This is a genomic window from Streptomyces sp. GMY02 (assembly GCF_019056675.1).
Taxonomy (GTDB): Bacteria; Actinomycetota; Actinomycetes; order Streptomycetales; family Streptomycetaceae; genus Streptomyces; species Streptomyces odonnellii.
Genome location: NZ_CP077658.1, coordinates 3,952,469 through 3,978,745, shown reverse-complemented (window position 1 = coordinate 3,978,745; position 26,277 = coordinate 3,952,469). Strand labels below are relative to the sequence as shown.

Here is a 26,277-nt window from a genome sequence, read left to right as displayed (position 1 = left end):
CCGCAGAGGAATCCAGTGACTGACATCGCCGCACTGACCCAGCTCTGCCCGCCCCCTCAGAGCCCGCCTCGCCCCGTCGACTGGGACGGAGTGGAGGCCGGCCTCGGCGTGCGGCTCCCCGAGGACTACAAGCGGCTCGCGGCCGTTTACGGCCCCGGGGTCTTCTCCGGCTACATCCACATCTACCACCCCTGCGGCCGCACCGAATTTGTCGACCTCACCGGACCGATGCCGGGCAGGATCCGCGCGCAGCTCCAGCGGGACTATGACCAGGGCACCCATCCCGTCCCGTACGATCCCCGGAACCTTTTCGCCATCGGTGTCACGGACAACGGGGAACACCTCTTCTGGATCAGCGAGCCGCAGGACGCCCCCGACACCTGGCGCATCGCCGTGAACGAAGCACGCGGGCCCCGTTGGTTCACCTTCGAGGGCACTCTGACCGGATTTCTCACGTCCGTTCTGAGCGGAGGCACAGCCGTCCCCGCGTTCCCCAAGGACCTCCTGGAGCAGGCGACAAGCTTCACCCCTTCGGACCCTGCCTCCTGGACGCCCCCGCAGGCCCCGGCCAGGCAACCTGTCGCCACTGACACCATCCGGCAATGGGCACGCGCCAACGGTTATGAAGTGCCCGACCGTGGGCGTATCCGTGCGGAGATCCGAGATGCGTGGGAGCGGGCCAACCCCACCTGAGAGCACCGCCAACCTCCAGGTGCTCTCTGCGGGCCGCATACCTCACGCCCCCGTCCGGACCGCTTCCGCCGGTGCTCTGCGCAGGGCCTGGCGGGTGGGCAGTTCGATGGTGAGGAAGGACATGGCGACGACCGTGAGCGCGGTCGCGGGCAGCAGCCAGGTGGGGCCCGACGGCCAGGGGCGGTCCAGGAAGCCCTGGCCCAGCAGGGCCAGCGGGACGGCGGACAGCAGCAGGCCCGTGGTGAGCGCGGCGGTGGCTATCACGGCGGCCTCGCGGCGCATCATCGCGCGGATCTGACGTGGTGTCGTGCCGACCAGGCGCAGGGCGGCGATCTCGGTGCGGCGCTGGGCGGTGGCGGCGACGAGCTTGTTGGCGATGCTCAGCAGGAGATAGGCGAGCAGCACCACGATGACGGCCAGATTGATCCACACCTCGGGCGGGGTGCCTGAGCCCCCGGTCCCGCCGGACTCCGCGTCGGATCCCGGCGCCGGCGCCGTGGCCGACAGCGCCAGGCCCGGACGCGAGGCCGCCAGTGTGCTCAGCGCCCGTTCCGCGGCGGCCGTACCGTCCGTGCGGACCAGGACGCTCTGGTCCAGTCCCGCCGTGGTGTGCCCCGAGGCCAGGTCGCGCGAGAGGACCAACGGGCCGAAGCCGAGCCCGCGGTCGTACACGGCGACGACCCGGGCGTCGACCTGCGCGCCGTCGCCGAGGATCAGCCGTACCCGCTGGCCCGTTCCCGATCCGCGCCAGCGCGCGATCTCGCTGCTGACGGCGACCGTGGCCCCGGTGAGACGCGTCAGGCTGCCTTCCCGTACGCCGAGGTCGAGGACGTCCGCGGCGGCCGGTGTCAGGATCATCGCGGAGGCGGACTCGGTCGCCGTGTCGCCGAACTGCTTCTGGGGCCACGCCACCGTGGTCGTACTGACGGGTGCCGCCGCCCGTACGCCCGGCAGGTCCCGTACGTCGGACAGCGTGCCGGTCGGCAGGCCGCCGAGGCCCGGCGCGCTCAGCCGGTGCCGGGCGAGGGTGCCGGCGTCCGTGTCGTGCGAGGTCGCGGCCATCACGGTGGTCTGCGCGAGCGTGTACGTCAGGACGAACACGACCGCCATCGCCAGCGGGCTGACCACCCCGGTGACGCGCTGCGCGTACGCCCGTACGTTGGCCAGGGCCAGCCAGGTCGGAGCGGACACGCCGGGGCGCAGCCGTCGTACGGCCGCTTCGCCCACGCCCTTGACCAGCGCCGGGCCGGCCAGGGCCAGACCGATCGCGGCGAGGATGCCCGCGATGGAGGTGGCCGAGGCGCCGATGAGGGTGCGTTGCAGCAGTGGCGCGGCCGACATCACGCACGCGGCGACGATCAGCAGCAGTCCGGCACGGGTGCGTGCCCGGGACGGTTTCCGCGGCTCGCTGCGTGACTCGGCGACCGCCTCGGTGGCCGGCATACGAGATGTACGCCAGGCCGCGCACCGGGCCGAGATCCGCACCGCCGCCGCCATGAGGAGGACGGTGGCGAGGGCGGGCAACGGACTTATGGTGAGGGGGAGTTGGGAGGGCAGGACACCACGGTCCACCAGCATGCCCCGGAACTGCCCGGCCAGCAGATAGCCGACGGCCACGCCCGGCACCAGGGCCACGGCCGCGACGACCGTGGACTGGGCGGCGGCCAGGTGCCGTATCTGCTTCGGCGTCGCGCCGACGGCCCGCATCAGCGCCAGATCGCGGCGCTGCCCGGCGATCGACACGCCGAGCGCGCCCGTGGTGACGAATCCGGTGATCAGCAGGACGATTCCGGCGAGCGAACCCGACAGCAGGACGAGGAGGGAGCGGGCCGAGCCCACCCCGGGTGACACGGTCTCGCCCCGGTCCGCGCCCGTGAGGACCTTCAGCCCGGTGCCCGCCACCTGGCCGCGGACCGCGGAGGCGACCTGTTCCTCGGCGCCGGGTTCGGTCGTGAGGCCGATCAGGTCGACGGTTCCGGCGCGCGGGCCGGCGGCCGGGGACGTACCTCCTTCGTGGTTCGCGCGGCTGTCGTGGCCGGCCTGGCGCGCGCGACCGGAGAGTCGTACGGCGGTCTCGTCCGCGAAGAACACGCCCGCGCCCGCGCTCGTACCCGGGGCCGCGCCCGCGCTCGTACCCGGGGCCGTGCCTGGGGCCGAGCTCGTATCCGCGCCTGGGTCCGCGCCCGAGCCCGGGTCCATGTCTGGGTCCGAGCCCGCATCCGTGCCCGCGTCTGCGCCCGTGCCCGCGCCAGCACCCGCATCCGCGTCCGCGTCCGTCGTCCCGACCAGCGCCGAGACTCGATAGGGCGCGGCGGGGCGGCCGTTGGCGACGACCCGTACGCGGTCACCCACGTTCAGGCCCGTCGCGGCGTCCACGGCGACCTCGCCGGGACCCGACGGCGCGCGGCCCTCGATACGCGGATCCGCCAGCAGTTTCGTCGAGGACCAGCCGTGCCCGGCCGACGCGGGGTCGCCGTCCGCCGACGGTACGATCCGTCCCCGCGCGTCCACGAGCGCGGCCGGGAACCCGATGTCGCCGACCGCCGCCGTCACGCCCGGCAGCGCGGCCAACCGGTCCGTGAGCCGCGCCGGGACCGTGGCGCGCTCGGGCAGCGGGATCGGCAGGTCCGCCTCCCGGTGGTACTCCTGGTCGGCCGCGACCACGACGTCCGCGCCGCCGAGCCGGCCGGGCGGCAACTGGGAGCGCAGCCCGGACTCGGCCAGCACACCGGTGGCGGTGATCAGCACGGCGCCGCCCAGGACCGCGCACGCCACGGCGAGCAGCGCGGTGATCCGGTGCGCGGTCATCCGCAGAGCGAGATGCAGCATGGTCTACCGCTCCCCCAACGCGACCAGGTGGTCGGCCAGTTGAGGCGCGGTCGGCGCCTCCAGGGCCTCGACCACCCGGCCGTCGGCCATCACCAGCGCGCGGTGCGCGCGGGCCGCGGCGGCCGGGTCGTGGGTGACCATCACCACCGTCTGGCGCAACTCGTCGACGAGGCCGCGGAGCAGGTCGAGCACCTGGTGTGCACTCCGCAGATCGAGCGCGCCGGTCGGCTCGTCGGCGAACACGACGGCCGGCTGTGCAGCCAACGCCCGTACGACAGCGGCCCGTTGCTGCTGGCCGCCGGAGAGTTCGGCCGGGCGGTGGCCGAGCCGGTCGCCCAGCCCGACCCGCCCGACCAGTGTGTCCAGCCAGGCCCGGTCCGGGCGCCGCCCGGCCAGCCGCAGCGGCAGTGTGATGTTGTCCGCGACGGAGAGCGAGGGGATCAGGTTGTACGCCTGGAACACGAAACCGACGCGCTCCCGGCGCAGTTCGGTGCGGCGGGTCTCGTTCAGCCCGGCAATCTCCTGGCCGTCGATACGGACACTGCCCGACGTCGGGGAGTCGAGCCCGGCGGCGCAGTGCATCAGCGTGCTCTTGCCGGAACCCGACGGCCCCATCACGGCGAGGAACGTGCCGTGCTCCACGGTCAACGACACGTCGTCGAGGGCCCGTACGCCACCCTCGTACGTTTTGCTGACGCGACCCAGCGCGATGGCGGGCGTCCGCTGCGCGACACCGACGGCGGACGTACTCACCGACTGCCCCTGGCGTAGCGACGACATCGGCTGCGTCGACCGCACCGGCTCCATCGATGTTTGCGACCTGCTTCGCAGCCTCATCGACGGCCTCGCAGACTGCGCACGACCAGGGTCGACGCGGCGAGCAGGGTGACGGTGCCGCAGGACAGATGCACCCAGGTGCTGACGCCGCCGTACGAGGCCACGGTGTTGGCGACCGCGCTGATCACCACCACCGTCCACAGCAGCGTACGGACGACGTCGCCGCGGGTGACGCCGCTCGTGCCTCCGGCCGTGGCGGTCGGGGTAGGGGTGGGGGCGGTGGTGAGGCGGTACGGATCGGTGTGCGCCATGGGGACTTCCTCCTGCGGGGATCGCCGCTGTTGTCGTCACCGACGTTACGGAGCGTGACCACCCTTGGACGATCCCGTGGACCGCCCTATCCGGGGTACAGCAGGCTGTACCCCCGAGCCCCAGCGCGCCTTACCCCCGAGCCCGGGTACGCCTTACCCCCGCTGCCCGCCTCCGCCGGCCCCGCGCCCTCCGGGCCGTACTTCCCGACCCCTGGGCCCACGGCGAACGCCCGTACGCCTAAGGTCGTTCGCGACCAGAGGGAGAGCGCATGGCAGGGCGGATGGCGACGCAGCAGGACACCGCAGCGGCAGCCGGAACCGGGGCCCCAGCCGGAGCCAAGACCGGGACCCCAGCCGAGACCGAGACCGCAGCCGAGACCGGGACCAGGACCCCAGCCGAGACCGGCGCCGGAACCGCGGCCGACGGCCTCAACGACACCGCCGTACACAACGCCGTACACACCGCCGTACGGACGCTGAGAGCCTCCGGCGCCGCGCTCGCACAACTCGCCGGCGGACTCGGTACCGCCGCCATGGCACTCGGCGTCCTGTTCCTGCTGGCGGTGACGGCCGTGGCCTCACTCGTCGGCGTGGGCCTGCTCCTGGCGCCGCTCGTGCTGCGCGCGCTGCACGCCCTGGCCGGCCGGGAACGCGCACGGCTCGCCCGCCGGGGCCCCGAGGTCATCGCCCCGGAACCCCCGCCCACACGGCTGCGGCTCGCACTCGTCGACGCCACCACCCGCCGCGAACTGCGCTGGCTGGGCCGGCACGCCACTTCTGGGCTGCTCCTGGGGCTGCTCGGCGTACTGCTGCCGGTCATGGCCGTACGCGACACGGCCTTTCCGCTGTACTGGCGGCTCATGCCCCGGAACGCGACCGCCACGTCCCTCGGTTTCGGCTCCGCGCACTCCTGGCCGGACGCCCTCGCCGTGACCCTGCTCGGGGTGGGCTGGATCGCCATCCTCCTGGGCCTGGCCCCCGGCATGGCACGGCTTCAGGCGGGCCCCGGACGGCGTCTCCTCGCGGCGGGCCCCGACACCGACCTGTCGCTCCGCGTCGCGGAACTGACCGCCACCCGCGCCGCCGCCCTGGACGCCCACGCCACCGAACTGCGCCGTATCGAGCGCGCGCTCCACGACGGCACACAGAACCGGCTCGTCTCGGTGACCGTCCTGCTCGGCGCCGCCCGCCGCCAGATGGCCCGCGACCCGTCGCGCGCCGACGAAATCCTCGAACGCGCCCAGTCCGCCGCCGAACAGGCGCTGGCCGAACTGCGCAGCGTCTCGCGCAGCATCCTGCCTCCGGTCCTGGACGACCGAGGGCTGGCCGGGGCTCTCTCCGGGCTGGCCGCGAACTGCGCGGTGCCCTGCCGTATCGATGTCGACGTACCCGAACGGTGCGCCGCCTCCGTCGAGGCGACCACCTATTTCGTCGTGGCGGAGGCTCTGACGAACATCGCCAAGCACAGTGCCGCCGCCTCCGCAACGGTGACGGTACGGGCCCGTGGCGGACGCCTCCGACTGACCGTCACCGACGACGGCCGGGGCGGCGCGGACGAGGACGGCGGCTCCGGTCTCACCGGCATCCGCCGCCGTGTCGCGGCACACGACGGCACGCTCCGCCTGGCCAGCCCGCCCGGCGGTCCGACAACCCTTGAAGTGGATCTCCCCTGTGGATCGTGACCTGCCCGTGGATCGTGGCCTGCCTGTGAGCCGTGGCCTGCCGGTGAACCGTGGCCTGCCTGTGGATGTCGGCTCGCCCGTGGCTCGTGAACCGCGGGTCGTCATAGCCGAGGACGACCCGTTGCTGCGCGAGGGGCTCGCCCTGCTGCTGCGCGCGGAGTCGCTCGACGTGGTGGCCACGGCCGGCGACCCCGACGGAGCGCTGGACGCCATCGACGCGCACAAGCCCGACATCGCCATCTTCGACGTACGGATGCCGCCCACGCACACCGACGAGGGCATCCGCGCGGCTGTCGAGGCCCGGCGCCGGCGCCCCGATCTGGCCGTCCTCGTACTGTCCGCGTACGTGGAGCAGAGCTTCGCCACCGAGCTGCTCACCGGCGGGGTCGGCGGCCTCGGCTATCTGCTCAAGGAACGGGTGGGCCGGGTCGAGGAGTTCCTCGACGCGCTGCACCGGGTGGCGTCCGGCGGCACCGCCATCGACCCCGAGGTCGTCGCCCAGCTCTTCACCCGCTCCCGCCAGGACACCCGCCTCGAACGTCTGAGCCCGCGCGAGCGCGACGTACTCGCCCTGATGGCCGAGGGGCTGGGCAACAGCGCCATCGCCGGACGGCTCGTCGTCACGGACGGCGCGGTCCACAAGCACATCCGCAGCATCTTCGCCAAGCTCGACCTGTCCCCGGCCGACCAGGTCGACCGTCGGGTGGCCGCGGTGCTCCGTTATCTGGAGGACGCCCGGCGCCGGGCGTAGTACGGGGGCGCGGTACGGGGCGGGGCGCGCCCGCGCGGTACGAGGCGGCGCGCGGCCGCGAAGTACAGCCTGCTGTACCGCCACTTGGGGCGCGCACGGCAATGATCCGCGGACGCGGCGCTGATGTGCTGGACACGTCACATCAGCCCCGTCCGAAGGGACACCGCAGTGAGCACCGAAGCCCCCACCGGCCGCGAAACCGGCCACGAGGCCGTCCGTGAGACAGGCCGCGAGACTGGCCCGGCCGGAACGTACCGTGACGACCAGACCGGCACGACCCGCAACAACGCCGGCACGACTCGGACCAGCGAGGACAACTCCTTCCGCCTGCCGACCCAAGAGGGCAACTCCTCCGGCCTGCGCGCCGGCCTCCGCCGCCGCCCCCTGACCTGGTTCTTCCTGCTCGCCTTCGCGCTGAGCTGGCTGGCCTGGACCCCGTACGTCCTCTCCGAGAACGGCCTGGGCGTCTGGCACTTCGCCTACCCCGCGATCGGCGGCACCACCCAGCTCCTCGGCGTCCTGCCCGGCGCCTACCTCGGCCCGATCGTGTCGGCGCTCCTGGTGACCGGGCTGACCGAGGGGCGCGGCGGGCTGCGGGCCTGGCGCGGCCGGATGACCAAGTTCCGGGTCGGCTGGCGCTGGTACCTCGTGGTGCTTCTCTCGGTGCCCGTCGCGCTGACGCTCGCCACGGCCGCGCTGACCGGCCGGAGCCCCGTACCGCCGTCCGTCGCCGTACTCGCCGCGTACCTGCCCGGCCTGCTGCTCCAGATGATCACCACCGGCCTCGCGGAGGAGCCCGGCTGGCGCGAGTTCGCGATGCCGCGCATGCAGCGCCGTTACGGTCCTGTCGCCGCCACCCTCGTCGTCGGCGTCCTCTGGGGCGTCTGGCACCTGCCGCTGTTCCTGACCGAGTGGGGCGGCTGGCCGGACGTGGACGCGACGAAGCCGCTGGAGTTCATCGTCACCGCGATCGCCTTCAGCTTCGTGATGACCTGGGTCTTCAACCGCTCCGGCGAGAGCATGCCGCTGGTCATGCTGCTGCACACCAGCGTCAACAACTTCTTCTCGCTGGCGTGGACGGGCATGTTCCCCTCGCTCACCTCCGCCCAGGGCAGCCGCGCGTTCCTGCTCGCCTCCGTCACGGCGGCCCTCATCCTCCTGGCCACCACCCGAGGCCGCCTCGGCCTCCCCAAGGCCACAGAGCTCCCCGAGCCCGCAAAGCCCTTGGAGACGTCCCGGGACCGGATATGACGCCCCAGGTCCAGCTATGACCTCGTCAGCAATGCCGCCTTGATCCGTTAAGCGCGCTCATGACAATGTCTTTGCATGCGCATTCTGTGAACGCGGGCGTATGTACGGGGGGTTGAGGGTCGTGGCTGTCACGGTGCCGGAGTGGGCCGACGTTCTGCTGGATCTGATCGGTGTGTCCTGGCCGAACGTCGATGAGGACGCCTACCGGGACATGGCCGATGCTCTGCGAGAGTTCGCGGAGGATCTGGAGGATGACGGGCAGCTTGCGAACAACCATGTGCAGCGCCTGATCTCGTCCGGGCACGGGGAGGCTCTCGATGCGCTGAACGGGCATTGGGGGAAGGTCAAGGACAAGCACATCAGCGACATCGCCTCGGCGGCGCGGACGATCGCGGGTGCGCTGGACACGGCGGCCACGGCGATCGAGGTGATGAAGGGCGCGGCAATTGTTCAGCTCGGCTATCTGGCGGCCGAGGCGGGGATCGCGCTGTCGCTGATCCCGGTCACGGGTGGTCTGTCGGCGCTGTTCGGTGCCGCGGCGATACGGGCGACGCAGGAGGTTGTGAGGCGGCTGATCAGGGAGGCGGCGGACGAGGCGGTCGGTTACATCGTCGCGGCGATGACCGAACCGGCTGTCGCGGCCCTGGAGAACCTGGCCGCCGATCTGGTGGTCCAGCTCGGTGCCACGGCCATGGGGCTTCAGGACGGTGTCGACCTCGGGCAGGCGCGGCAGGCCGGTACGGACGGTTTCCGGGAGGGCGTGCAGGGCTCGAAGGACGCCATGCATCTGGCTTCAGCGGGCGGCGGGGACAGCGGAGGCGGCGCCGGCGGCGGACGCGGCTCGGGTCCCGGTTTCCATATCGAGCACGCCGAGCACGACTTCGCCTCCACTCAGCTCAACGGCGTCAGCGTCAGCATCCACGGGAAGACCGCGGGCAAGCTCACCAAGGCCAGGACCGCCCACGGCCGCACCCGTGGCCGGGACTCCATAGCCGAGGTCATCGATCCGCTGGCGGACAAGGCCATGGAGGCGCTGGAAAAGGCCGTCAGGACCATGGGCGACCACGTCGGCCAGACCCTCCCCCAGGCCGTCCGCCGGATATCCGACGACCACAGGAACAACGACGACGACATCCGTGCCCGCCTCGCCAGGGAGCGGAACGACCGCGACGGCGCGGGGAGTACGCCGGTGGCCCGGAACGGCGGGCGCCGCGCCGAGAGTGACACCCGGACCAGGGCGAACGCCGTTCGAGAAGCGAGGGACGACGCCCGCCGCAACAGCGTCTCCCTTGAGAAGACGATCTGCAAGAACGACCCGGTGGACGTCGCCACCGGCGAGATGCTGCTGCCTCAGACCGATCTCTCCCTGCCCGGCGTACTCCCTCTCGTCCTGCGCCGCACCCACGTGTCCGCGTACCGCTACGGCCACTGGTTCGGCCGCAGTTGGGCCTCGACCCTCGATGAACGCGTCGAACTCGACCCGGTCGGCGGCGGCGCGGTCTGGGCACGCGAGGACGGCTCGCTCCTCGTCTACCCCAGGCTGCCGCGCGCCGGTGGCGATCCGGTCCTCCCGCTCGAAGGCGACCGTCTTCCGCTCGTCCACGGCGGGGAGGACGGGGACGTGACCACCTATCTCGTGGTCGACCCGCACAGTGGTGTGACCCGCTCGTTCACCGGCAGTCCGTACCGTTCCTCTCCCGCTTTCTGGCTGAGCGAGCTGAGCGACCGCAACGACAACCGCGTCAGCTTCTCGCGCCGCCCCGACGGCGCGCCGACGACGGTGACGCACACCGGCGGGTACACGGTCCGGCTGACCGCCGACATGTCACGGGTCACCGCGCTCGCACTCCGCGTCCCCGAAGGCCCGGTCACCCTGCTGACATACGGTTACGACGCAGCCGGCGACCTCACCGATCTGATCGACGCCTCCGGCTCACCGATGCGTTTCACGTACGACGCGGAGAGCCGCGTCACGTCCTGGACCGACCGGAATCTGTCGACGTTCCGGTACGTCTACGATCCGCACGGCCGTGTCGTACGTACAGTCGGCCCGGACGGCTGCCTGTCCTCCACGTTCGCGTACGGCGTCCATGCCGAGACCGGACAGCGCGTCACCCGCTACACCGACTCCACCGGCGCCACCACCGTCCTCCATCTCGACGACCGCCTCCAAGTCGTGGCGGAGACGGACCCGTTGGGCAACACCACCCTTCACACCTGGGATGCCTACGACCGCCCGCTCACCCGTACCGACCCGCTCGGCCACACCACCGAGCTGACCTGGGACGAGGCGGGCAACCTTGCGGCCGTCCGGTTTCCGGACGGCGGCCTCGCCACCGCTCGGTACAACGGACTCAACCTGCCGGTCGAGATCACGGACGCGGACGGCGCCGTGTGGCGGCAGACCTTCGACGAACTGGGCAACTGCACCAGTACGTGTTCCCCGGACGGGGCCGTCACGCGCCTCACCCACGACCGGACCGGAGCGGTCGCGAGCATCACGGACGCGCTGGGCTCCGTCACCCGGATCCGCGCCGACCGCGCGGGGCTTCCCGTGGAGATCACGGACGCTCGTTCGGCCGTCACCCGTGTCGAGCGCGATCACCAGGGCCGCCCGACGCGTGTCGTCGACGCCGCGGCTGGCGTCGAGAGCTTCGAGTGGGATGTCGAGGACCGGCTGCTCGCCCGGATCGCGCCGGACGGCAGCCGGGAGTCCTGGGACTGGGACGGCGAGGGCAACTGTCTGGCGCACACCGACACTCACGGCGGCGTCACCACCACCGAGTACGGCCCGTTCGACAAGCCGGTCGCGCGCACCGCCGCGGACGGGGCCCGTTACGAGCTGCGCTACGACACCGAACTCCGTCTCGTCCAGGTGACCAACCCCCTCGGCCACAAGTGGGACTACACGTACGACCGCGCGGGTCACCTCGACTCCGAGGCGGACTTCGACGGCCGGGAGACCCGCTACACGTATGACGCCGCCGGGCGCCTGGTCTCGCGTACCGCCCCGCTCGGCCGGACCGTCAACTACACCTGGGACGCGATGGACCGGCTGCTGACCAAGGAGGTGGCCGGGCCCGGGCCCGAGGACGGGGCCCGATCCGGGGCCGTCACCCGGTACGACTACAGCCCCGGAGGCATGCTGCTGGGCGCGGTTTCCGCCACCTCCACGCTCACCGTGGAACGGGACCCGCTCGGCCGGCCGGTGGCGGAGACGGTCGACGGCCGGACCAGCCGCTACACGTACGACCTCCTCGGCCGTCGCGTCTCGCGCACCACACCTGCCGGCGCGGTCACCCGATTCGCCTACAGCGCAGAGGGCGACCGCGTGTCCGTCGCCACCGGCGGGCACGCCCTCTCCTTCACCCACGACCTTCTTGGACGCGAGCTGTCCCGGTCCTGGGGCGCGCCCGGCACGCCCGTGGTTCTCACGACGGCCTGGGACACCCGGAGCCGTCCCGCCGGTCAGTCACTGATCACCGCCGAAGGCACCGTGCTGTACGCGCGGGACTACGGCTACCGGGCCGACAACCACCTGGTCTCCGTGGCCGACCTGACGTCCGGCACCCGGCACGAGAAGCGTGTCTCCCTGGACCCGCTCGGCCGGCCTCTGGCCGTCACGGCCCCCGGCTGGACGGAGAGCTACGTGTACGACGCGGCAGGCAACCAGACCGCGGCGCACTGGCCCGGGACGGTCGGCCGCGCCGACGCCCGCGGTGACCGCGCCTACGACGGCGGACAGCTCGTCTCGGCCGGCTCGGTCCACTACGCGTACGACGGCGCCGGCCGGGTCGTGCGGCGCCGCCGCACCAGGCTCTCGAAGAAGCCGGACACCTGGCGCTACACCTATGACACCGAGGACCGCCTGGTGTCCTGCACCACGCCGGACGGCACACAGTGGCGCTACTCCTACGATCCGCTGGGACGGCGTACGGCCAAGCACCGCATGGCGGCGGACGGGCAGGCGGCCGTGGAAACCGTTCATTTCACCTGGGACGGCAACGACGTGGCCGAGCAGACCGACTCGGCCACCGGCACCATCCTCACCTGGGAGTACGAGGGGCACCGACCGCTCCTCCAGTACGAACGCAAGCCGCTGGGCGCCGACGAGACCGACGCCCGGTTCTTCGCCATCGTCACCGACCTGGTCGGCACGCCGACCGAACTGATCTCGGAAGCGGGCGAGACCGCCTGGCGCTCCCACTCCGCCTGCTGGGGCACCACCGCCTGGCACGCCGGAGCCACCGCCTATACACCGCTGAGATTCCCCGGCCAGTACGCGGATCCCGAAACCGGGCTGCACTACAACCACTTCCGGCACTACGATCCCGCGACCGCCCGCTACACCAGTACCGACCCCCTGGGCCTGGCCCCCGCGCCGAACCCTTCGACGTATGTACTCAACCCGTGGACCTGGACCGACCCGCTCGGCCTCGCCCCGAAGGTCTGCAAACAGGATGCCTACGCCTGGGACGGCAGCATTCGCTATGGGCGTCTCGACCACCTGGGCCGCCCGACGGGTGTCCACGCGCAACTGCGCCCCGAGATGCTGCGCACCGGTACGCCGGCCGGCACCCTCCGGCCCCCGGGCTGGCGCGGCAACGGCGACGCGTTCAACGAGGCCCGCGGGCACCTCCTCGCCGACCGGCTCGGGGGAGCGGGCAAGGGGCGGCTGGCGTTCCACAACCTGGTCACGCAGACCAACAACCCCACCAACTCCCCCGAGCAGCGGGACCAGGTGGAGCAGAAGATCTTTGACGCGGTGGCCGCCGGTGAGATCGTGCAGTATGTGGTCAAGCCGGTCTACGAGGGTACGAATCCGATTCCTGTCAGGCTCGAATACACGGCCTTCGGCAATCGCGGCTTCACCCTCACCCACAGCCTGGACAATCCCGCCGCCGGTGTGAGAACCGGCGTGTAGCATCCGCCTGGGATGCCAGATGGAGGAAGAGCGTGACGCGCACCACCCCCGAGCGGCCGATCGATATCGAAGCGCTGTTTCCGGAGCTCGCCGGATATCGGCGTACGAGTACCCGGCTGCATCCCCGAAAGGGCTTGCCGAAGCCCCAGGACAGCTCGGTGGCCGGGCCTTTCCTGTGGCCCGCCGACGAGCCGTGGCCGGTGTGCACGGCGGTCCATGAGAAGGGCCGCGGGCAGCGGCTGACCGATGTACGGCTGCGGCGCCGCGTCCTTGACGAGGCATGGCGCCGGGATCCGAGGCAGGGCCCCTCCGAGGCGGACCGCGAGATCCTCGACGGCATCGAGCGCGAAGCGCACGTCCAGGAAATACGGGACACCGACCCGGTTCCGCTCCTCGCCGCCGCCCAGTTGTTCGTCCGTGACATTCCGGACCTGACCGGCCCCGAGGGGTACGACCTGCTACAGGTCCTGTGGTGCCCGTTCGAAGTCCACGGACCGGAGCGGACCATGGACGTGGTGCTGAAATGGCGGCGCTCGCAGGATGTGACGGAAATCCTCACGGACATTCCGGAGCCGATCGTCGTGGGCCGGGCGGAGTGTGTGCCGAATATCTGCGTGCTCGATCCGGAACAGATTGTCGAGCACGAGTACGTGGAGCTGCTGAGCGATGAATTGCGGGAAGGAATCGAGGCCTGGGAGGAAGAAATCCTGGACGCGGCGGAGGAGAACGGGACGGAGTACCCGGCAGGTGAGGAGTACGAACTCAGCTACCAGGGCGATCTGTCCATTCCGCCGGGCTGGAAGGTCGGCGGTTTCGCCGCCTGGCCCCTGACCGGCCCTGCCGCGGTCGACTGCGCCTGCGGCTCGCCCATGCGGCCCCTGCTGACCGTCCATGACCGCGAGTGGGACAACGGCTCACTGAGCTGGGTGCCCCTGGAGGACCGCGGAACGATACGGACCATGGGGGCGAACACACCGACCGGCGTATACGTCGGCCGGGGCCTGATGCGCGTCTTCACCTGCCCGGCGGACCCGACGCACCCCCACCGCCTCGGCTTCCAGTGAACGCGCCGGGCAACTCGCCCGGCCGGGCACGACCCAAGGGTCTTGCCGCGGCAAGGATCACGACCGCCGTCGGACGCCCGAGTCCGGCTGGTCCCTCAGTTGTCCGCGGGACGTGATGCCGGCCGTGGCCGCGAGTCCGACCGGAGCGTGAGCTCCGTCCTGGAGGACCCCGCGACCGTGGGGCTTCAGGTGTCCTTCAGATGCGCGAGTGCCGTGATGAGCCGGTCCGCGATGTCCTCCGGCCAGGGGAAGGCGGCGGTGACGGCCCGCTGGTGGGCGAGTCCGTGCAGGCCCAGCCAGAGCGCGACCGCGTCGCCGGACAGGTCGGTGCTGGTGGCCTCTCCCGCCATGACGCAGGCGCCGAGCGTGTCGACGAGGAGTTGCAGGGTCGCCGCGCCGAGGCCCGCCACGTCCTCCTTGGTCACCGAACTCTCGCCCAGCGTCGGTACCCAGAGGCCGCCGAACATCGTGCGGTAGCGCTCGGGATGGTCGCGGGCGAAATCGAGGTAGGCGTTGCAGACGGCGTACAACCGCGGCCGGGGCTCGTCGCCCGCCTTCTCCGTGGCGGACCGCAGGCCGCGCTCCAAGTCCGCGAATTCCCGCTCGACGACGGCCAGCATGATGGCCGGCTGGTCCGGGAAGTGCGGATAGATCGAAGGCGCGGCGATCCCCACCCGGCGTGCGACCGAGCGCAGTGTGATCGCGCGTTCGTCACCGGCCTCGTCGAGCAGCTCCACCGCGGCGGCGATGATGTCGTCGCGCAGGCGCCCGCCCTCGCCGCGCCGGTTGCGCGTACGGGCCCGTTTCGGTGTGCCGGAATCCGCCGGTCTGCTGTCTTCCACCCCGTGACCTTACACCTGAAAGTTTATTGGCGCACCTCCTTGCCGGGCGCGGTTTACGTATGTAGCTTTACGGCTGTAAGTAAACGGGTGAAGCCCCAAGGAGGCCGCCATGACCAGCACCATCACCACCCGCGCCACCGAGATAGTCCTGCCCGCCGCGGTCGAGCCCAGCGGTCTGGAGGTCCGGACCCGCGATCTTCCGGCCCCGTCCGCGGGCCAGGTCGTTCTGCGGATGGACGCGACGGGCATCTCGTTCGCCGAGCAGCAGATGCGCCGCGGCAAGTACTACGACCAGCCGCCGTTCCCCTTCGTGCCCGGCTACGACGTGGTGGGTACGGTCACCGCCACCGGGCCCGGCGTGGACACCGCGCTGACCGGACGCCGGTTCGCCGCGGTCACCAAGACCGGCGGCTGGGCCAGCCATCTGCTGATCGACGCCGCGGACCTGGTGCCCGTACCGGACGGCCTGGACGCGGCTGCCGCGGAGACTGTCGTCGTCAACGGCATCACCGCCTGGCAGATGCTGCACCGGATCGCCGAGGTCCGCTCCGGCGGGACCGTCGTGGTGCTGGGCGCCAACGGCGGCGTCGGCTCCACGCTCGTACAACTGGCCCGGCACGCCGGGATCACGGTGATCGGCACGGCGTCGCCGCGCCACCACGCGTACGTACGTGAGCTGGGCGCGACCCCGGTCGACTACCGCGACCCCGACATGTACGGCAGGATCCGCGAGGCCGCGCCGGACGGCGTGGACGCGGTGTTCGACCATGTCGGCGGCGCCGGACTGGTGCGGTCGTGGCGGCTGCTGCGCCGGGGCGGAACACTCGTCTCGTACGGCACCGCGGCGACGAAGGACGAAGAGGGCAACTCGCAACTGCCGGTGCTGAAGCTGTTCGCGCGGATCCAGGCGTGGAACGCCCTGCCCAACGGGAAGAGCGCGCACTTCTACAACTTCTGGGCGGGCCTGCGCCACCGCGACGACTTCCGGCGCCGGCTGAACGAGGACCTCACCCAGGTGCTGCGGCTGCTGGCCGGCGGTGTCCTCACCCCGCAGATCGCCGCGCGGATCCCGCTGGCCGACGCCGCCTCGGCACTGGCGCTCGCCGAGTCCCGTACGGTCGCCGGCAAGGTCATCCTCGTACCCGGCGAGTGACGCCATGGGCATCGCCGCCGGTTCGTCGCCGGACGGCCGGGCCGCGCGCTCACCCAACCGGCGAGGAGAGGGCACCCGTCTGCGGGCCGACATCCTCGCCGCCGCGACCGACCTGCTCGACCACGGCGACGAACGGGCCGTGACCCTGCGGGCCGTGGCCCGGAGGGCCGGGATCGCCACCCCCTCGATCTACCCGCACTTCCCCGACCGGTCGGCCATCGTGCTCGCCGTCGTCCGCGCGGCCTTCGGTGAGCTGTCCGGCCGGCTCGGGGCCGCCGTGGACGCCGCCGGCGACGACCCCCGGCAGCGGCTGTACGCCGTCTGCCACGCCTATCTCGACTTCGCCGCCGCCCACCCCGAGCGCTACCGCGCCATGTCCGGTGACATCCGGAGCCCCTCCGTCGCCAACGGCGTCGCCATCGCCAACGACCCGGCGTGCCCCGGCGCGGGGGCGCTGCGGATCCTCGCGGGCATCCTCGCCGACTGCGTCGCCGCCGGGTACTCGACCAGCACCGACCCCTTCGCCGACGCGGTCGCGCTCTGGCTCGGTCTGCACGGATTCGCCCACCAGCGCGCGGTGACCCGTACGTTTCCGTGGCCGGCCGACCTTGTGCGGCGCTTCGTGTCCCCGCTGTCGCACATCGGCCCGGTCGGGCCCCGGACTTCTGCCGAACCCCTTGATCAATCCCGTTAGGTCCTGCCCGTGGGACAGGGCCTACTCCGCCCATCGGTTGGCCCGTTGGTCCGCCCGTGCGTTCACGTCCGTACGGTGCACGCCCGGAACTGAGGGCGCGGCGGTACGGACGGGCCCGCGCGACGGCAGAGCCCCGGGCCACCCGGCCCGGGGCTCACAGCGCAGTCAGGGCTCACAGCGCAGTCAGGGCTCACGGCGCTGTCAGGGCTCACGGCGCCGCAGGGCTCAGGGCACCAGCCACCACGGGCTGGAGTAGGCGACGCCCAGGTCGTTGCACGGGTGGCCCGCCGGGCCCGGCTGCCCGTTCGGCTGCGACGGGTCGGAGACCCGCAGCACGACCCACGCACCGTCCTCGACATCGAGCGGGACGGTGAACTCGACCAGGCTGCCGGACGTGGTCTCGATGACGTCGGCCACGTCGGGCGCGTCCGTACCGGGGCGCAGCACCTGGACGTTGAGGGGCTTGCCGGCCCACACGGCACCGCGGTCGAGGTCCACGGCGAACCGTACGTCGCCGGACGCGAGCGGCAGGTCACCGCCCATCCGCACCCCGTTCGCGGTCGCGTCCAGGCGCAGGCCCGAGAACCGGCTCGCGAAGAAGCGGCGGGCGCGCAGCGCTTCCAGCACACCGGCGCGGGTGTTCTCGGTGACCCAGAGCCCGGCGCGGCCCACGCCCTCGGGGTGGCCCCACTCGGTCCCGTGATGGTCGCTCACACCGGTGATACCGGTGCGCCAGCCGGCGTTGAGGCAGGCGTTGAGGTGCGAGGACCCGTGGTCCGCCCAGCCGTCGAAGAGATAGTCGTCGCCCCGGTTGAACATCTCGACGCTGACCATCTTCTCGCGCGCCGCGGCCACGTACGCGAAGTTGTTGAAGCGTCCGGCCTCGCGGCCCGGGTGGTTGAAGCCGGCGACGCCGTTCCGGCTGCCGAGCCAGTTGTAGAGCGAGTTCATCGACGTGGCCCCGCCGAGATCGACGAACTGGTCCGTGAACCACACGTTGGCGTGGCCGAGGAGCGGGTTGGACCACTCGAAACCGCGGATCGCGGTGTACGCGCCCGGGTCGTCCGCGGCGTCCGCGAGCTGGCGGGTACGGTCCCACTCGCTCTGGGACAGACCGCTGATGCCGAAGAGGGTGGTGTGGTCGGTGAGCGCCGCCACGTCGAGCCCGGCGTCGCGCATGGAGGCGAACGCGAGGGCGGGGTCGCCGTCGCCGTCCGACATCAGTGTGTGGTTGTGCAGATCGGCATGGACGAGCTGGGTTCCCTGGGTGACCAGGGACGTGCGGGACGCTCCGGCCCTGGGCGCGGGCACGGGGCCCGACGCGGCGCGGGTGGCCGCCGCGTACGCGGTGCCGGGTACGGCGGCCGCGATCAGCAGACCGCCCGCGGCGGCGAGGAGGGAGCGACGGCTCGGTCGGGGGCTGTGGCTGTGGGCGTGCGGGTGGAGGTGGCCGTGGGGGTCGGAGTGCGCGTGCGCTGTGTCAGCGTGGTGTCCACTCATGGTGACCAGTGCAGCGAATTGTCAGGAGCATGACCGGAATGCGAGGTGCCCGAGGGGTGAACGTTGCGCGCCCGCACGGGGGTTCGCCCCCCGTCGTACGAGGGCGGCTCGGCCACGGTACGGCTTCAGCCGGACCGGTCCTCGCCCGGAGACCGGCCGCGACCTCGCCTGGAGGCCGGACCGCTCCCGACCTCGACCGGAGAGCGTCCCGGTCCCGCGTCCGGAGACCGTCCCGGTCGTCGTCCGGAGACCGGTCCGGTCCCGCGTCCGCAGACCGGGCCGGTCCTCGCCCGCATACCGGCCGCGACCTCGCACGGAGACCGTCCCAGCCCCGCGTCCTGCGACCCGGCCGGCCCCCCGTCCAGCCACCCCGCCGCGTCGCGCCTTCGTCGGGCGTTCACCCGGAAGCCGTTCCGTACTCGCTCGCCGGTGAAACGATCCTGCTCCGTCACTGTCGTGCAACGGAGAAACGATGCCCCCAAAGAGAACCTACGCCGCGCTCGTAGCCGTAGCCGTCACCGCCGGCATGCTGGCCGGCACGGGCGCGGCGAGCGCACACCAGAACGCGGCGAGCGCGCACCACGAGCAGCGGCGGCCGGTCGCCTTCGACCGCACCGCCACCTACCCGGTCTTCCAGAACCGGCCGGCCGGCGAGGACCCGGCCTCCGCCACCGTCGCCGAGATCTCGGCGACCAGTGAGGACGGCCGTACCCTCGTCTACACCGACGCGGCGGCCCGGCGGATCGGCTTCCTGGACATCAGCAACCCGAACCGGCCGCAGGGGCTCGGAACACTGTCGCTGACCGAACTCGGCGACGCCGAGGACGAGCCGACCTCGGTGGCCGTGGTCGGCAAGTACGTCCTGGTGGTGGTGAACACCAGTGCCTCGTACACCGAACCGTCCGGCCGGCTCGACGTCATCTCGCTGCGCGACCGCAAGCGGGTGGCGACGTACGACCTCGGCGGCCAGCCCGACTCCATCGCGATCAGCAAGGACAAGCGGTACGCCGCCATCGCGATCGAGAACGAGCGCGACGAGGAGGCGACCCCGCCCGGCCGCGAGGAGGGCGACCTGCCCCAGCTTCCGGCCGGCTTCGTGCAGATCGTCGACCTCAAGGGCGACGCGCCGAAGCAGTGGCGTACCCGTGCCGTGCCGTTGACCCAGTCGAACGGCGGGGCGCTGCCCGCCCTGGTCGCCGCCGGGATCGCCGAGCCGACCGACCCGGAGCCGGAGTACGTCTCCATCAACAGCCGCAACCAGCTCGCGGTGACGCTCCAGGAGAACAACGGCGTCGTCATGCTGGATCTGCCGACGGGCAGGATCACCAAGGCCTTCAGCGCCGGTACGGCGTCGGTCAGCGGCATCGACACGGTCGAGGACGGCAACATCGACCTGACCGGCTCGATCAGCGACGTGCCGCGCGAGCCCGACTCGATCGGCTGGGTCGACGACCGCTATCTGGCGACCGCCAACGAGGGCGACTGGCACGGCGGCACCCGGGGCTGGTCCGTCTTCGACAGCCGCACCGGCAAGGTCGTCTGGGACGCGGGCAACAGCTTCGAGCTGCTCGCCGTGCGCCACGGGCTGCACAACGAGGACCGCGCCGAGAACAAGGGCACCGAGCCGGAAGGCCTGGCGATCGCCGAGTTCGACGGTGTGCGCTACGCCTTCGTCGGTTCGGAGCGCAGCAACTTCGTCGCCGTGTACGACATGAGCCGGCCCACCGCCCCGGTCTTCCGCCAGGTGCTGGCCACCACCAACGGCCCCGAGGGCCTGCTGCCGATCCCGTCACGCGACCTGCTCGCGGTCTCCAGCGAGGAGGACGACGCCTCGGTCAATGTGCGGGCCTCGGTGAGCCTCTTCCGCCTGGGCAAGGGCGCCCCCGCGTTCCCGGACATCGTCTCGGCGGCGGACTCCACGGGCGCGCCGATCGGCTGGGGCGCGCTCGGCGCTCTCTCCGCCGTACCCGGCAAGCCGCACCAGCTCTACAGCGTCACCGACGCGGCGTACTCCACCACGAAGATCCTGACCATCGACACGGCGCGGCAACCGGCGGTCATCACCCGGTCGTTGACCGTCAAGGACGCCGACGGCAAGCCGGTCGGCTACGACGCGGAGGGCATTCACGCCCGTCCGCAGGGCGGCTTCTGGCTCGCGGTGGAAGGCGCGAAGGGCGCGGACAACAAGCTCGTACGGCTCGACAGCACGGGCCGGACCCAGCAGGTCGTACCGCTCCCGGCGGACATCGCCGCCGGCCTCGGCGGACAGGGCTTCGAGGGCGTCACCGCGACCACCGACCGCAACGGCCGCGAGGTGGTCTGGGCCACGCTCCAGCGCGAGGTCAAGACCGACCCGGCCGGGATCGTCCGGCTCGGCCGGTACGACGTCAAGGCCGGCACCTGGAGCTGGTACGGCTACCGCATCGGCAGCACCACCACCCCGGGCGACTGGATCGGCCTCTCCGAAATCACCGCGGTCGGTGACAAGCTCGCCGTCATCGAGCGTGACAAGCTGAACGGCCCGGCCGCCAAGATCAAGCGGATCTACACGGTCGACCTGCCGAAGTCCCCGGCCCCGTCGGGCTCGCTGCCCGTACTGCCGAAGAAGCTGGCGCACGACGTGCTCCCCGACCTGCGCGCCACCAACGGCTGGACGCAGGAGAAGCTCGAAGGCATGACCGTGGCCGGCGACGGCCAGGTCTACGCCATCACCGACAACGACGGCCTGGACAACGCCACGGGCGAGACGGTCTTCCTCCCCCTGGGCTCCAGCAAGAAGATCTTCGGCCACCACTGAGCCGCTGAGCCGCACACCAGAAGCCCCGGGCCACTGGCCCGGGGCTTTTTCATTGGGCATGCCGACGTGAGCAGTTGGCTTCCGGTGCGTCTCCACAAGGTGACATGGATCATAAAAGTGACCCGCGTGGGGAGCGCAACTATCCCCTAATGCGGCAAATTTCCCGCGTGCGAGGGTGGTGTGACGTGCCCGTCACGCGCCTAATGCGCTTCCGGCAATGGCGTTTTCGGTCATACGATCGCCGACGAAGCCCTGCGTGATGTCGCCGCAGCGGCCGCCTCAGCATTTTTTCGAAGCCGCATTTCGTAGCCGTTTTCCGGACCCGCGAAGGACTCTGTTGAAGATTCGCCGCACTCTTGCCACGGCCGTCGTCGCCGCCGTGACCACCCCCGTCGTCCTGCTCTCCGTCACCCCCGCGCTCGCCGACGCCAATGCGGCCGTCGCGGCGCAGGCACAGCAGCGGGGCGAGCGGGACAAGCCCTCGATCGAGGAACTCGAAGAGGCCGCCGAGAAGGCGCAGAAGGCGTACGACGATGCCGTCGCCGCGGAGAAGGCCGGGCGTGCCGTTGTCGAGGCCGCCCTCTCCGACGACGCGCCTCTCGCCGTCGCCGCGAAGGCCGCCAGGGAGGAGGCGGCCGACGCCGCCACCGCCAAGGAGAACGCCGACAGCGCGCTCGTCGACGCCAGGGCCGCGCTCGCCGCGCTGCCCGAGACCGCCACCGCCGAGGAGAAGGCGGCCGCGGAGAAGGCCGTTGCCGACGCCGAGACCGCTGCCACGTCGGCGGAGGAGGCCAAGGCCACCGCCGACGCGAAGGCCGCGGCGGCCGTCGATGCCTCCGACGACGCCCGCGTCGCCGCCGTACGGGCGTACTCCAAGCTCCAGAACGCCGTGAAAGAGGCGCTCACGGCGAAGGAGGCCGCGGACAAGGCGCTCGCCGACGCCAGGGACGAGGCGGAGCCGGACGAGCCGGAGTGCGTCTTCGAGAGCAAGCTCAGCACGGTCGTCACCGGCCTGCCGTCCAAGATCGTCGCGGGCTCGACGACCAACTTCTCGCTCCGCGTGACCAACGGCACGGACAAGACGCTGGACGAGGTCTCCCCGTACGTCTACTTCCACGCGACGGACAAGAGCGGCTACAACGTCATCGACGACGCCTTCCATCTCCAGTGGTCGACCGCCGCCTCCCCGGCCTGGAAGAACGTCGAGAAGGGCAGTCGCGCCGGCTCCATCAGCCCGCTGAAGGCCGGCGCCCACGCCGATGTGAAGCTGCGCCTGAAGGTCGACGCCAAGGCTCCGGCCGGGGACGGCCTCGCCTTTGTCGCGGGTGACTACGTCAACGACGACGAGTCCTGCGGCGGCAACCTCTCCACCGAGTACGACTTCGAACTCCTGGCCGCCGGCAGCAGCGTCCCCGGCGACGTCGACGACGCCAAGCCCGGCAAGACCACGCCGCAGACCCCGGACAACAAGCCGCAGGGCAGCACGTCCACAACTCCGTTGGACTCCGCCAACACCGCCGATTCCGCGGCCACCGGCTCGCTCGCCAGCACCGGCTCTCCCTCGGCCCTCCCGCAGTTCGCCGCAGCGGCCGGCGCGGCGGTCGCTCTCGGCGCCGTCGCGGTCTTCGTCGTACGCCGCCGCAAGGCCGACTCCGCCGCCTGACGGCCCGTAACCGTAACAACTCCTGACGTGGCCGCATCCGGTCCGCGCCGAGAGAAGAGGTGCTCTCTTCCCCTCGCGTTCCGGTAGTCGTCTTCCGGTGGTCGTCCTCCAGTTTTGGTGGTCGTCCTCCAGCGGTCGCCGCGGCACTCCGGCACCGAGACGGGCAGCCCCGCCGAGTCGCTCCACTGCTTGGCGGGGCGCATCGCCCTTGGCCGGACGGCCCTGATGCGTTGCCGCAGGAGCCAACTCACTCCGCTGGGCGGTTCCTTCGGTAGGAGATCCAGGCCGTGATTCCGAAGACGGCCACCCAGCCGGCGCCCAGCACGGCGAAGGGACTCAACACCGACTGCGCCCACTCGGGGAATTCGACGAAGACGGGAAGCAGCGCCAGCGCCATCAGAGGCAGGATCGAGAACATCGAGCAGCCAACGCCCGACATCAGCGCTTGCTGGCGGGCCAGGCCGCGAGCGACGTTGATCGCCGCGGTCGCGTCGGCCGTCCAGCCCTCGCCGCGCAGCTCCTCCCAGATCTCGTTGAGCAGACGGACCTCCCGCGCGACATCGACATGGAGGTCGTCGACGTAGGGGAGCAGCCTGCGCTTGCCGTCATCGCCGTACGCGTAGGTGATCGTGTACGGCGCGTTGCTCTGCGTGCGAGCGCTCGGGTTGTGCGCGGCGTCGATCCCCTGGATCTCCTCCCAGGCCATCCGGTGCCGGCGGAAGAACCCACGGACCTGGATGCCCTTCAGATCGGCTGTGGTGGCCAACTGCCGTGCCCTGTAGATGGTCCAGCTCACAAAACTCACCATGAACACGGTCACCGAAACCGAGACCCAGCCCGGAAAGTCCCCGACGAACCACACCGACAGCACAGCGCCCGGGACGGCCAGGCCCGAACTCACGATCAGAGCGGTGGTTCTGCCGGGCCGCATCCGGTATTCACGTGGCAGCCTATGCGTGCTCATGCCCTTACCCCCGCGTCGTCGGGCCCGTCCCCGGGACGGCATCGCAGTGTATTGGGGACTGCCCGTGGGGCCGGCCCCGGATGTACCGGGGGACCGGACCGCCTCGGCCGGGAGTGCCGGAGACTCGGCCGGCAGTGCCGATGGTTCAGCCGGGAGTGCCGGGGACTCGGCCTGGAGCGCCGCGGGTTCAGCCGGGAATGCGGGGGACTCGGCCTGGTGCGCCGCGGGTTCAGCCGGGAATGTTGGGATATGACTCGTCCCGGCCCCACCCGGAGTAACCGGGCGGATAGGTGTACGCGGGCCGCCCCGCGTTCCCGCTCGTACGGAACGGCTTGCCCTTGTCGTCGAGGCGTACGGTGCCCTGCCGGTCGCCGCTCGACCAGTCCAGCTCCAGGTACCAGCTCACGTTGTTCGCCCGCGCGTCGGCGAAGACGTAGAAGACCTCGGGATCGGACTCACTCACCTTGTACGGGAACTCGCGCTGCCCGGCCCTGGGGGAGAGCGCGGGCCGGCCGGCATCGAGGTCCACGCCGAATGACGTCGTACGCACCTCACCACCGCACCCGACGCCCATCGTGAAGTCGTTCCAGGCGAGCGGAGCGCTCTTCGACACCACCCGTACATGCAGCGCCTCCAGGACGACCGTCGCCTTCCCGGTGCCCTGTACGGTCAGCGCGAGCATCTGCTGCCCAGCGGCGACCCCGCCGAGGGCGTTGACCCATCCGCGGGCGTCCGGCTCGGCCGGTGGCGGAGGTACCTGTTCGGGCTGCTGGTCGACCAGGTAGTGCTGGCTGCACTGGTCTTCCCACTTGTACGGATTGACGGCGACGGTGGGCGCGGTGGCCCCGTCCTGCGAACCGCCGTCGGAGCCGGAACCGGAGCCGGAACCGTTGCCCTCCGCTGCCTGGGACTCTTCACTCCGGGCGGGGGAGGCGGGGGCGGAGCCGGAGGCCGCGGGACTGCCGCTGCGCGAGGCGGACATGGACGGCGAGGCCGACCCGCCCTTCGCGTCGGCCGGCTCGGAGGCGTGGGGACGGCTGTTGACGGACTCGGCGGCGGCTCCCGCGGACTGCTTTCCGCTCCGGTCGTCAGGGCCCTTGTCGGGTACGAGATTCACCACGAGCGCGGCCGCGGCGACGGCGGCGACCACGGCGGTACCGGCGAGGACGACGGTACGCCGGCGCCGCACCGGGGGAGCGCCCGCCGGGGACGCGCGCTCGACCTCGGGAACGTCTTCGGCTGCGGCTTCGGACGCGGGTGTCGTTCCGGATCCGGTTGTCCCGGGCACGGCTGCTGCTTCGGACCCAGTTGCGCCGGGTACGGCAGCCGCGTCGGATCCGGCAGCCGCCTCGGATCCGACTGCCGTTTCGGACCCGGCTGTGCCGGTCACGGCCTCCGCCGTCCGTATCTGCGGTGCCTCCTCGGCCGGGGCCTTGCCCGCCTTCTGCCCGCGCCGGGCATCCGCGAGGATCCACTGCCGGTGCAGCTCCACCAGTTCCGCGGGCGTCGCCTTGCACACCCGGGCGAGCCGCTCCACGGGTGCGTAGTCCGTCGGTACGGCGTCCCCGTTGACGTACCGGTGAAGTGTGGACGCACTCATGTGCAGCCGCTTCCCGAGCACCCCGTAACTGAGCCCGGACCGCTCCTTCAACCGGCCCAACAGCTCCGAGAACTCGTCCGCCGCCACTGTTCCTCCTTCTCCTCACGTCCCGCACGGTCCTCTTGACGTCCCGGACGGCCATTCCAGGCGGAGGTCGTTCCCCCAGCTCAGACCTGTTGCAGGCGTTCCAGCATTCCGGATGTCCCGGCCGTTGTGGCGGCCGGGACGGATCGCCGCACAAGCTCAGGTCATCCAAGCACGCCGCTCCCGGCACCCGGTCGAGCGGCCCGTGCACAAGACCCGTACCGCACCTGGGGGATCACATGTCCGCACGTATCAACCGCACCCGTATGCTCGCCGCCGCCGCGCTCACGGTCGCCACTCTGGCACTGACGGCGTGCACCAACGGAGAGGGCACCCGCGACGAGGGCGCTGCGGCACTGTCCGCGTCCACCGAGTCCCTCTCGCCGACCGCGGCCACCTCGTCGACTTCGTCCGACTCGTCGTCCACGGCGTCCGGCACGCCTTCGCCCGCGGCGGGCGGCGGGACGTTCACGGCGACGGGCCGGTCCGACTCCGCGGCCTCGGCCCACTCCGCGGCCTCGGCCTCCAAGGGCTCGACGGGCAGGGCAGCCTCTACGACTGGCGCGGCCTCGACGGCCGGCGCAACCGGTTCGAAGGGGAAGACGAACGCCACGGGTTCCACGGGTTCCACGGGCTCGCAGGGCTCGAAGTCCGTTCTCAACCCCTGCACCAGCACCACCACGAGGACCACCGCCACG

Annotated in this window: 18 protein-coding genes; 10 read left to right on the top strand and 8 right to left on the bottom strand. The window is 71.6% G+C overall.

What is annotated here, in order from left to right; all coding sequences use genetic code 11:
* Nucleotides 1-15: 15 nt before the first annotated feature.
* A complete protein-coding gene (locus KQY30_RS16665; protein ID WP_254407169.1) occupies nucleotides 16-693 on the top strand; it encodes a histone-like nucleoid-structuring protein Lsr2 in 678 nt (225 codons plus the stop codon).
* 42 nt (nucleotides 694-735) lie between these two features.
* On the opposite strand, the gene KQY30_RS16660 is transcribed toward KQY30_RS16665, so the two are convergent.
* The 3 genes from KQY30_RS16660 to KQY30_RS16650 are packed head-to-tail and all read right to left on the bottom strand — an operon-like array spanning nucleotide 736 to nucleotide 4,610.
* Nucleotides 736-3,522 (bottom strand): FtsX-like permease family protein, encoded by a 2,787-nt coding sequence (locus KQY30_RS16660; RefSeq protein ID WP_217307503.1) that lies wholly within the window; start codon nucleotides 3,520-3,522, stop codon nucleotides 736-738.
* Nucleotides 3,523-3,525: 3 nt separating this feature from the next.
* Complete coding sequence (locus KQY30_RS16655; protein ID WP_217311105.1) at nucleotides 3,526-4,302, bottom strand: ABC transporter ATP-binding protein; 777 nt, start codon at nucleotides 4,300-4,302, stop codon at nucleotides 3,526-3,528.
* A 53-nt stretch (nucleotides 4,303-4,355) separates the two neighbouring features.
* Complete coding sequence (locus KQY30_RS16650) at nucleotides 4,356-4,610, bottom strand: hypothetical protein (protein ID WP_217307502.1); 255 nt, start codon at nucleotides 4,608-4,610, stop codon at nucleotides 4,356-4,358.
* Nucleotides 4,611-4,879: 269 nt separating this feature from the next.
* Between KQY30_RS16650 and KQY30_RS16645 the strand changes: the two genes are divergently transcribed.
* The 5 genes from KQY30_RS16645 to KQY30_RS16625 all read left to right on the top strand — a co-directional run bounded on the left by KQY30_RS16645 (nucleotide 4,880) and on the right by KQY30_RS16625 (nucleotide 14,282).
* Nucleotides 4,880-6,292, top strand: coding sequence for a sensor histidine kinase (locus tag KQY30_RS16645; RefSeq protein WP_254407168.1), 1,413 nt, complete (start codon nucleotides 4,880-4,882; stop codon nucleotides 6,290-6,292).
* A 79-nt stretch (nucleotides 6,293-6,371) separates the two neighbouring features.
* Nucleotides 6,372-7,043: a response regulator transcription factor gene (locus KQY30_RS16640; protein ID WP_217307501.1), complete on the top strand. Its 672-nt coding sequence runs from the start codon at nucleotides 6,372-6,374 to the stop codon at nucleotides 7,041-7,043.
* Nucleotides 7,044-7,211: 168 nt separating this feature from the next.
* Nucleotides 7,212-8,294, top strand: coding sequence for a CPBP family intramembrane glutamic endopeptidase (locus KQY30_RS16635; RefSeq protein ID WP_254407167.1), 1,083 nt, complete (start codon nucleotides 7,212-7,214; stop codon nucleotides 8,292-8,294).
* 121 nt (nucleotides 8,295-8,415) lie between these two features.
* The gene (locus KQY30_RS16630) at nucleotides 8,416-13,218 is read left to right on the top strand and encodes a DUF6531 domain-containing protein (protein ID WP_217307499.1); all 4,803 of its coding nucleotides are present in this window, start codon (nucleotides 8,416-8,418) and stop codon (nucleotides 13,216-13,218) included.
* A gap of 32 nt (nucleotides 13,219-13,250) precedes the next feature.
* Complete coding sequence (locus tag KQY30_RS16625; RefSeq protein ID WP_217307498.1) at nucleotides 13,251-14,282, top strand: hypothetical protein; 1,032 nt, start codon at nucleotides 13,251-13,253, stop codon at nucleotides 14,280-14,282.
* Nucleotides 14,283-14,467: 185 nt separating this feature from the next.
* Here the strand turns inward: KQY30_RS16625 and KQY30_RS16620 are convergent, their stop codons facing one another.
* Entirely contained in the window at nucleotides 14,468-15,124 is a 657-nt protein-coding gene (locus KQY30_RS16620) for a TetR/AcrR family transcriptional regulator (protein ID WP_217307497.1), read from the bottom strand.
* 109 nt (nucleotides 15,125-15,233) lie between these two features.
* On the opposite strand from KQY30_RS16620, the gene KQY30_RS16615 reads away from it, so the two are divergent.
* A complete protein-coding gene (locus KQY30_RS16615; RefSeq protein WP_217307496.1) occupies nucleotides 15,234-16,277 on the top strand; it encodes a medium chain dehydrogenase/reductase family protein in 1,044 nt (347 codons plus the stop codon).
* A gap of 4 nt (nucleotides 16,278-16,281) precedes the next feature.
* Entirely contained in the window at nucleotides 16,282-16,971 is a 690-nt protein-coding gene (locus KQY30_RS16610) for a TetR/AcrR family transcriptional regulator (RefSeq protein ID WP_217307495.1), read from the top strand.
* 225 nt (nucleotides 16,972-17,196) lie between these two features.
* On the opposite strand, the gene KQY30_RS16605 is transcribed toward KQY30_RS16610, so the two are convergent.
* Nucleotides 17,197-18,471: a CehA/McbA family metallohydrolase gene (locus KQY30_RS16605; protein ID WP_217307494.1), complete on the bottom strand. Its 1,275-nt coding sequence runs from the start codon at nucleotides 18,469-18,471 to the stop codon at nucleotides 17,197-17,199.
* Between the two features lie 472 nt (nucleotides 18,472-18,943).
* On the opposite strand from KQY30_RS16605, the gene KQY30_RS16600 reads away from it, so the two are divergent.
* Nucleotides 18,944-21,268 carry an esterase-like activity of phytase family protein gene (locus tag KQY30_RS16600; RefSeq protein ID WP_217307493.1) on the top strand — a complete coding sequence of 775 codons (2,325 nt, stop codon included), beginning with the start codon at nucleotides 18,944-18,946 and terminating at the stop codon, nucleotides 21,266-21,268.
* Nucleotides 21,269-21,605: 337 nt separating this feature from the next.
* Nucleotides 21,606-22,931 carry a peptidase gene (locus tag KQY30_RS16595; protein WP_217307492.1) on the top strand — a complete coding sequence of 442 codons (1,326 nt, stop codon included), beginning with the start codon at nucleotides 21,606-21,608 and terminating at the stop codon, nucleotides 22,929-22,931.
* A 247-nt stretch (nucleotides 22,932-23,178) separates the two neighbouring features.
* On the opposite strand, the gene KQY30_RS16590 is transcribed toward KQY30_RS16595, so the two are convergent.
* From KQY30_RS16590 to KQY30_RS37450, 3 genes are all read right to left on the bottom strand, one after another.
* A complete protein-coding gene (locus tag KQY30_RS16590) occupies nucleotides 23,179-23,895 on the bottom strand; it encodes a PH domain-containing protein (RefSeq protein ID WP_217307491.1) in 717 nt (238 codons plus the stop codon).
* A 229-nt stretch (nucleotides 23,896-24,124) separates the two neighbouring features.
* The gene (locus KQY30_RS16585) at nucleotides 24,125-25,582 is read right to left on the bottom strand and encodes a helix-turn-helix transcriptional regulator (protein WP_217307490.1); all 1,458 of its coding nucleotides are present in this window, start codon (nucleotides 25,580-25,582) and stop codon (nucleotides 24,125-24,127) included.
* Nucleotides 25,583-25,814: 232 nt separating this feature from the next.
* Entirely contained in the window at nucleotides 25,815-26,276 is a 462-nt protein-coding gene (locus tag KQY30_RS37450; protein WP_367997425.1) for a hypothetical protein, read from the bottom strand.
* Between the last annotated feature and the right edge of the window lies 1 nt (nucleotide 26,277).

Excerpts from the sequence above, each read along its gene's own strand:
- KQY30_RS16650 (WP_217307502.1), bottom strand. The coding sequence starts at position 4,610 with ATGGCGCACACCGATCCGTACCGCCTCACCACCGCCCCCACCCCTACC.
- KQY30_RS16645 (WP_254407168.1), top strand. The coding sequence starts at position 4,880 with ATGGCAGGGCGGATGGCGACGCAGCAGGACACCGCAGCGGCAGCCGGA.
- KQY30_RS16660 (WP_217307503.1), bottom strand. The coding sequence starts at position 3,522 with ATGCTGCATCTCGCTCTGCGGATGACCGCGCACCGGATCACCGCGCTG.
- KQY30_RS16600 (WP_217307493.1), top strand. The coding sequence starts at position 18,944 with ATGCCCCCAAAGAGAACCTACGCCGCGCTCGTAGCCGTAGCCGTCACC.
- KQY30_RS16615 (WP_217307496.1), top strand. The coding sequence starts at position 15,234 with ATGACCAGCACCATCACCACCCGCGCCACCGAGATAGTCCTGCCCGCC.
- KQY30_RS16590 (WP_217307491.1), bottom strand. The coding sequence starts at position 23,895 with ATGAGCACGCATAGGCTGCCACGTGAATACCGGATGCGGCCCGGCAGA.
- KQY30_RS16605 (WP_217307494.1), bottom strand. The coding sequence starts at position 18,471 with ATGAGTGGACACCACGCTGACACAGCGCACGCGCACTCCGACCCCCAC.
- KQY30_RS16655 (WP_217311105.1), bottom strand. The coding sequence starts at position 4,302 with ATGTCGTCGCTACGCCAGGGGCAGTCGGTGAGTACGTCCGCCGTCGGT.
- KQY30_RS16610 (WP_217307495.1), top strand. The coding sequence starts at position 16,282 with ATGGGCATCGCCGCCGGTTCGTCGCCGGACGGCCGGGCCGCGCGCTCA.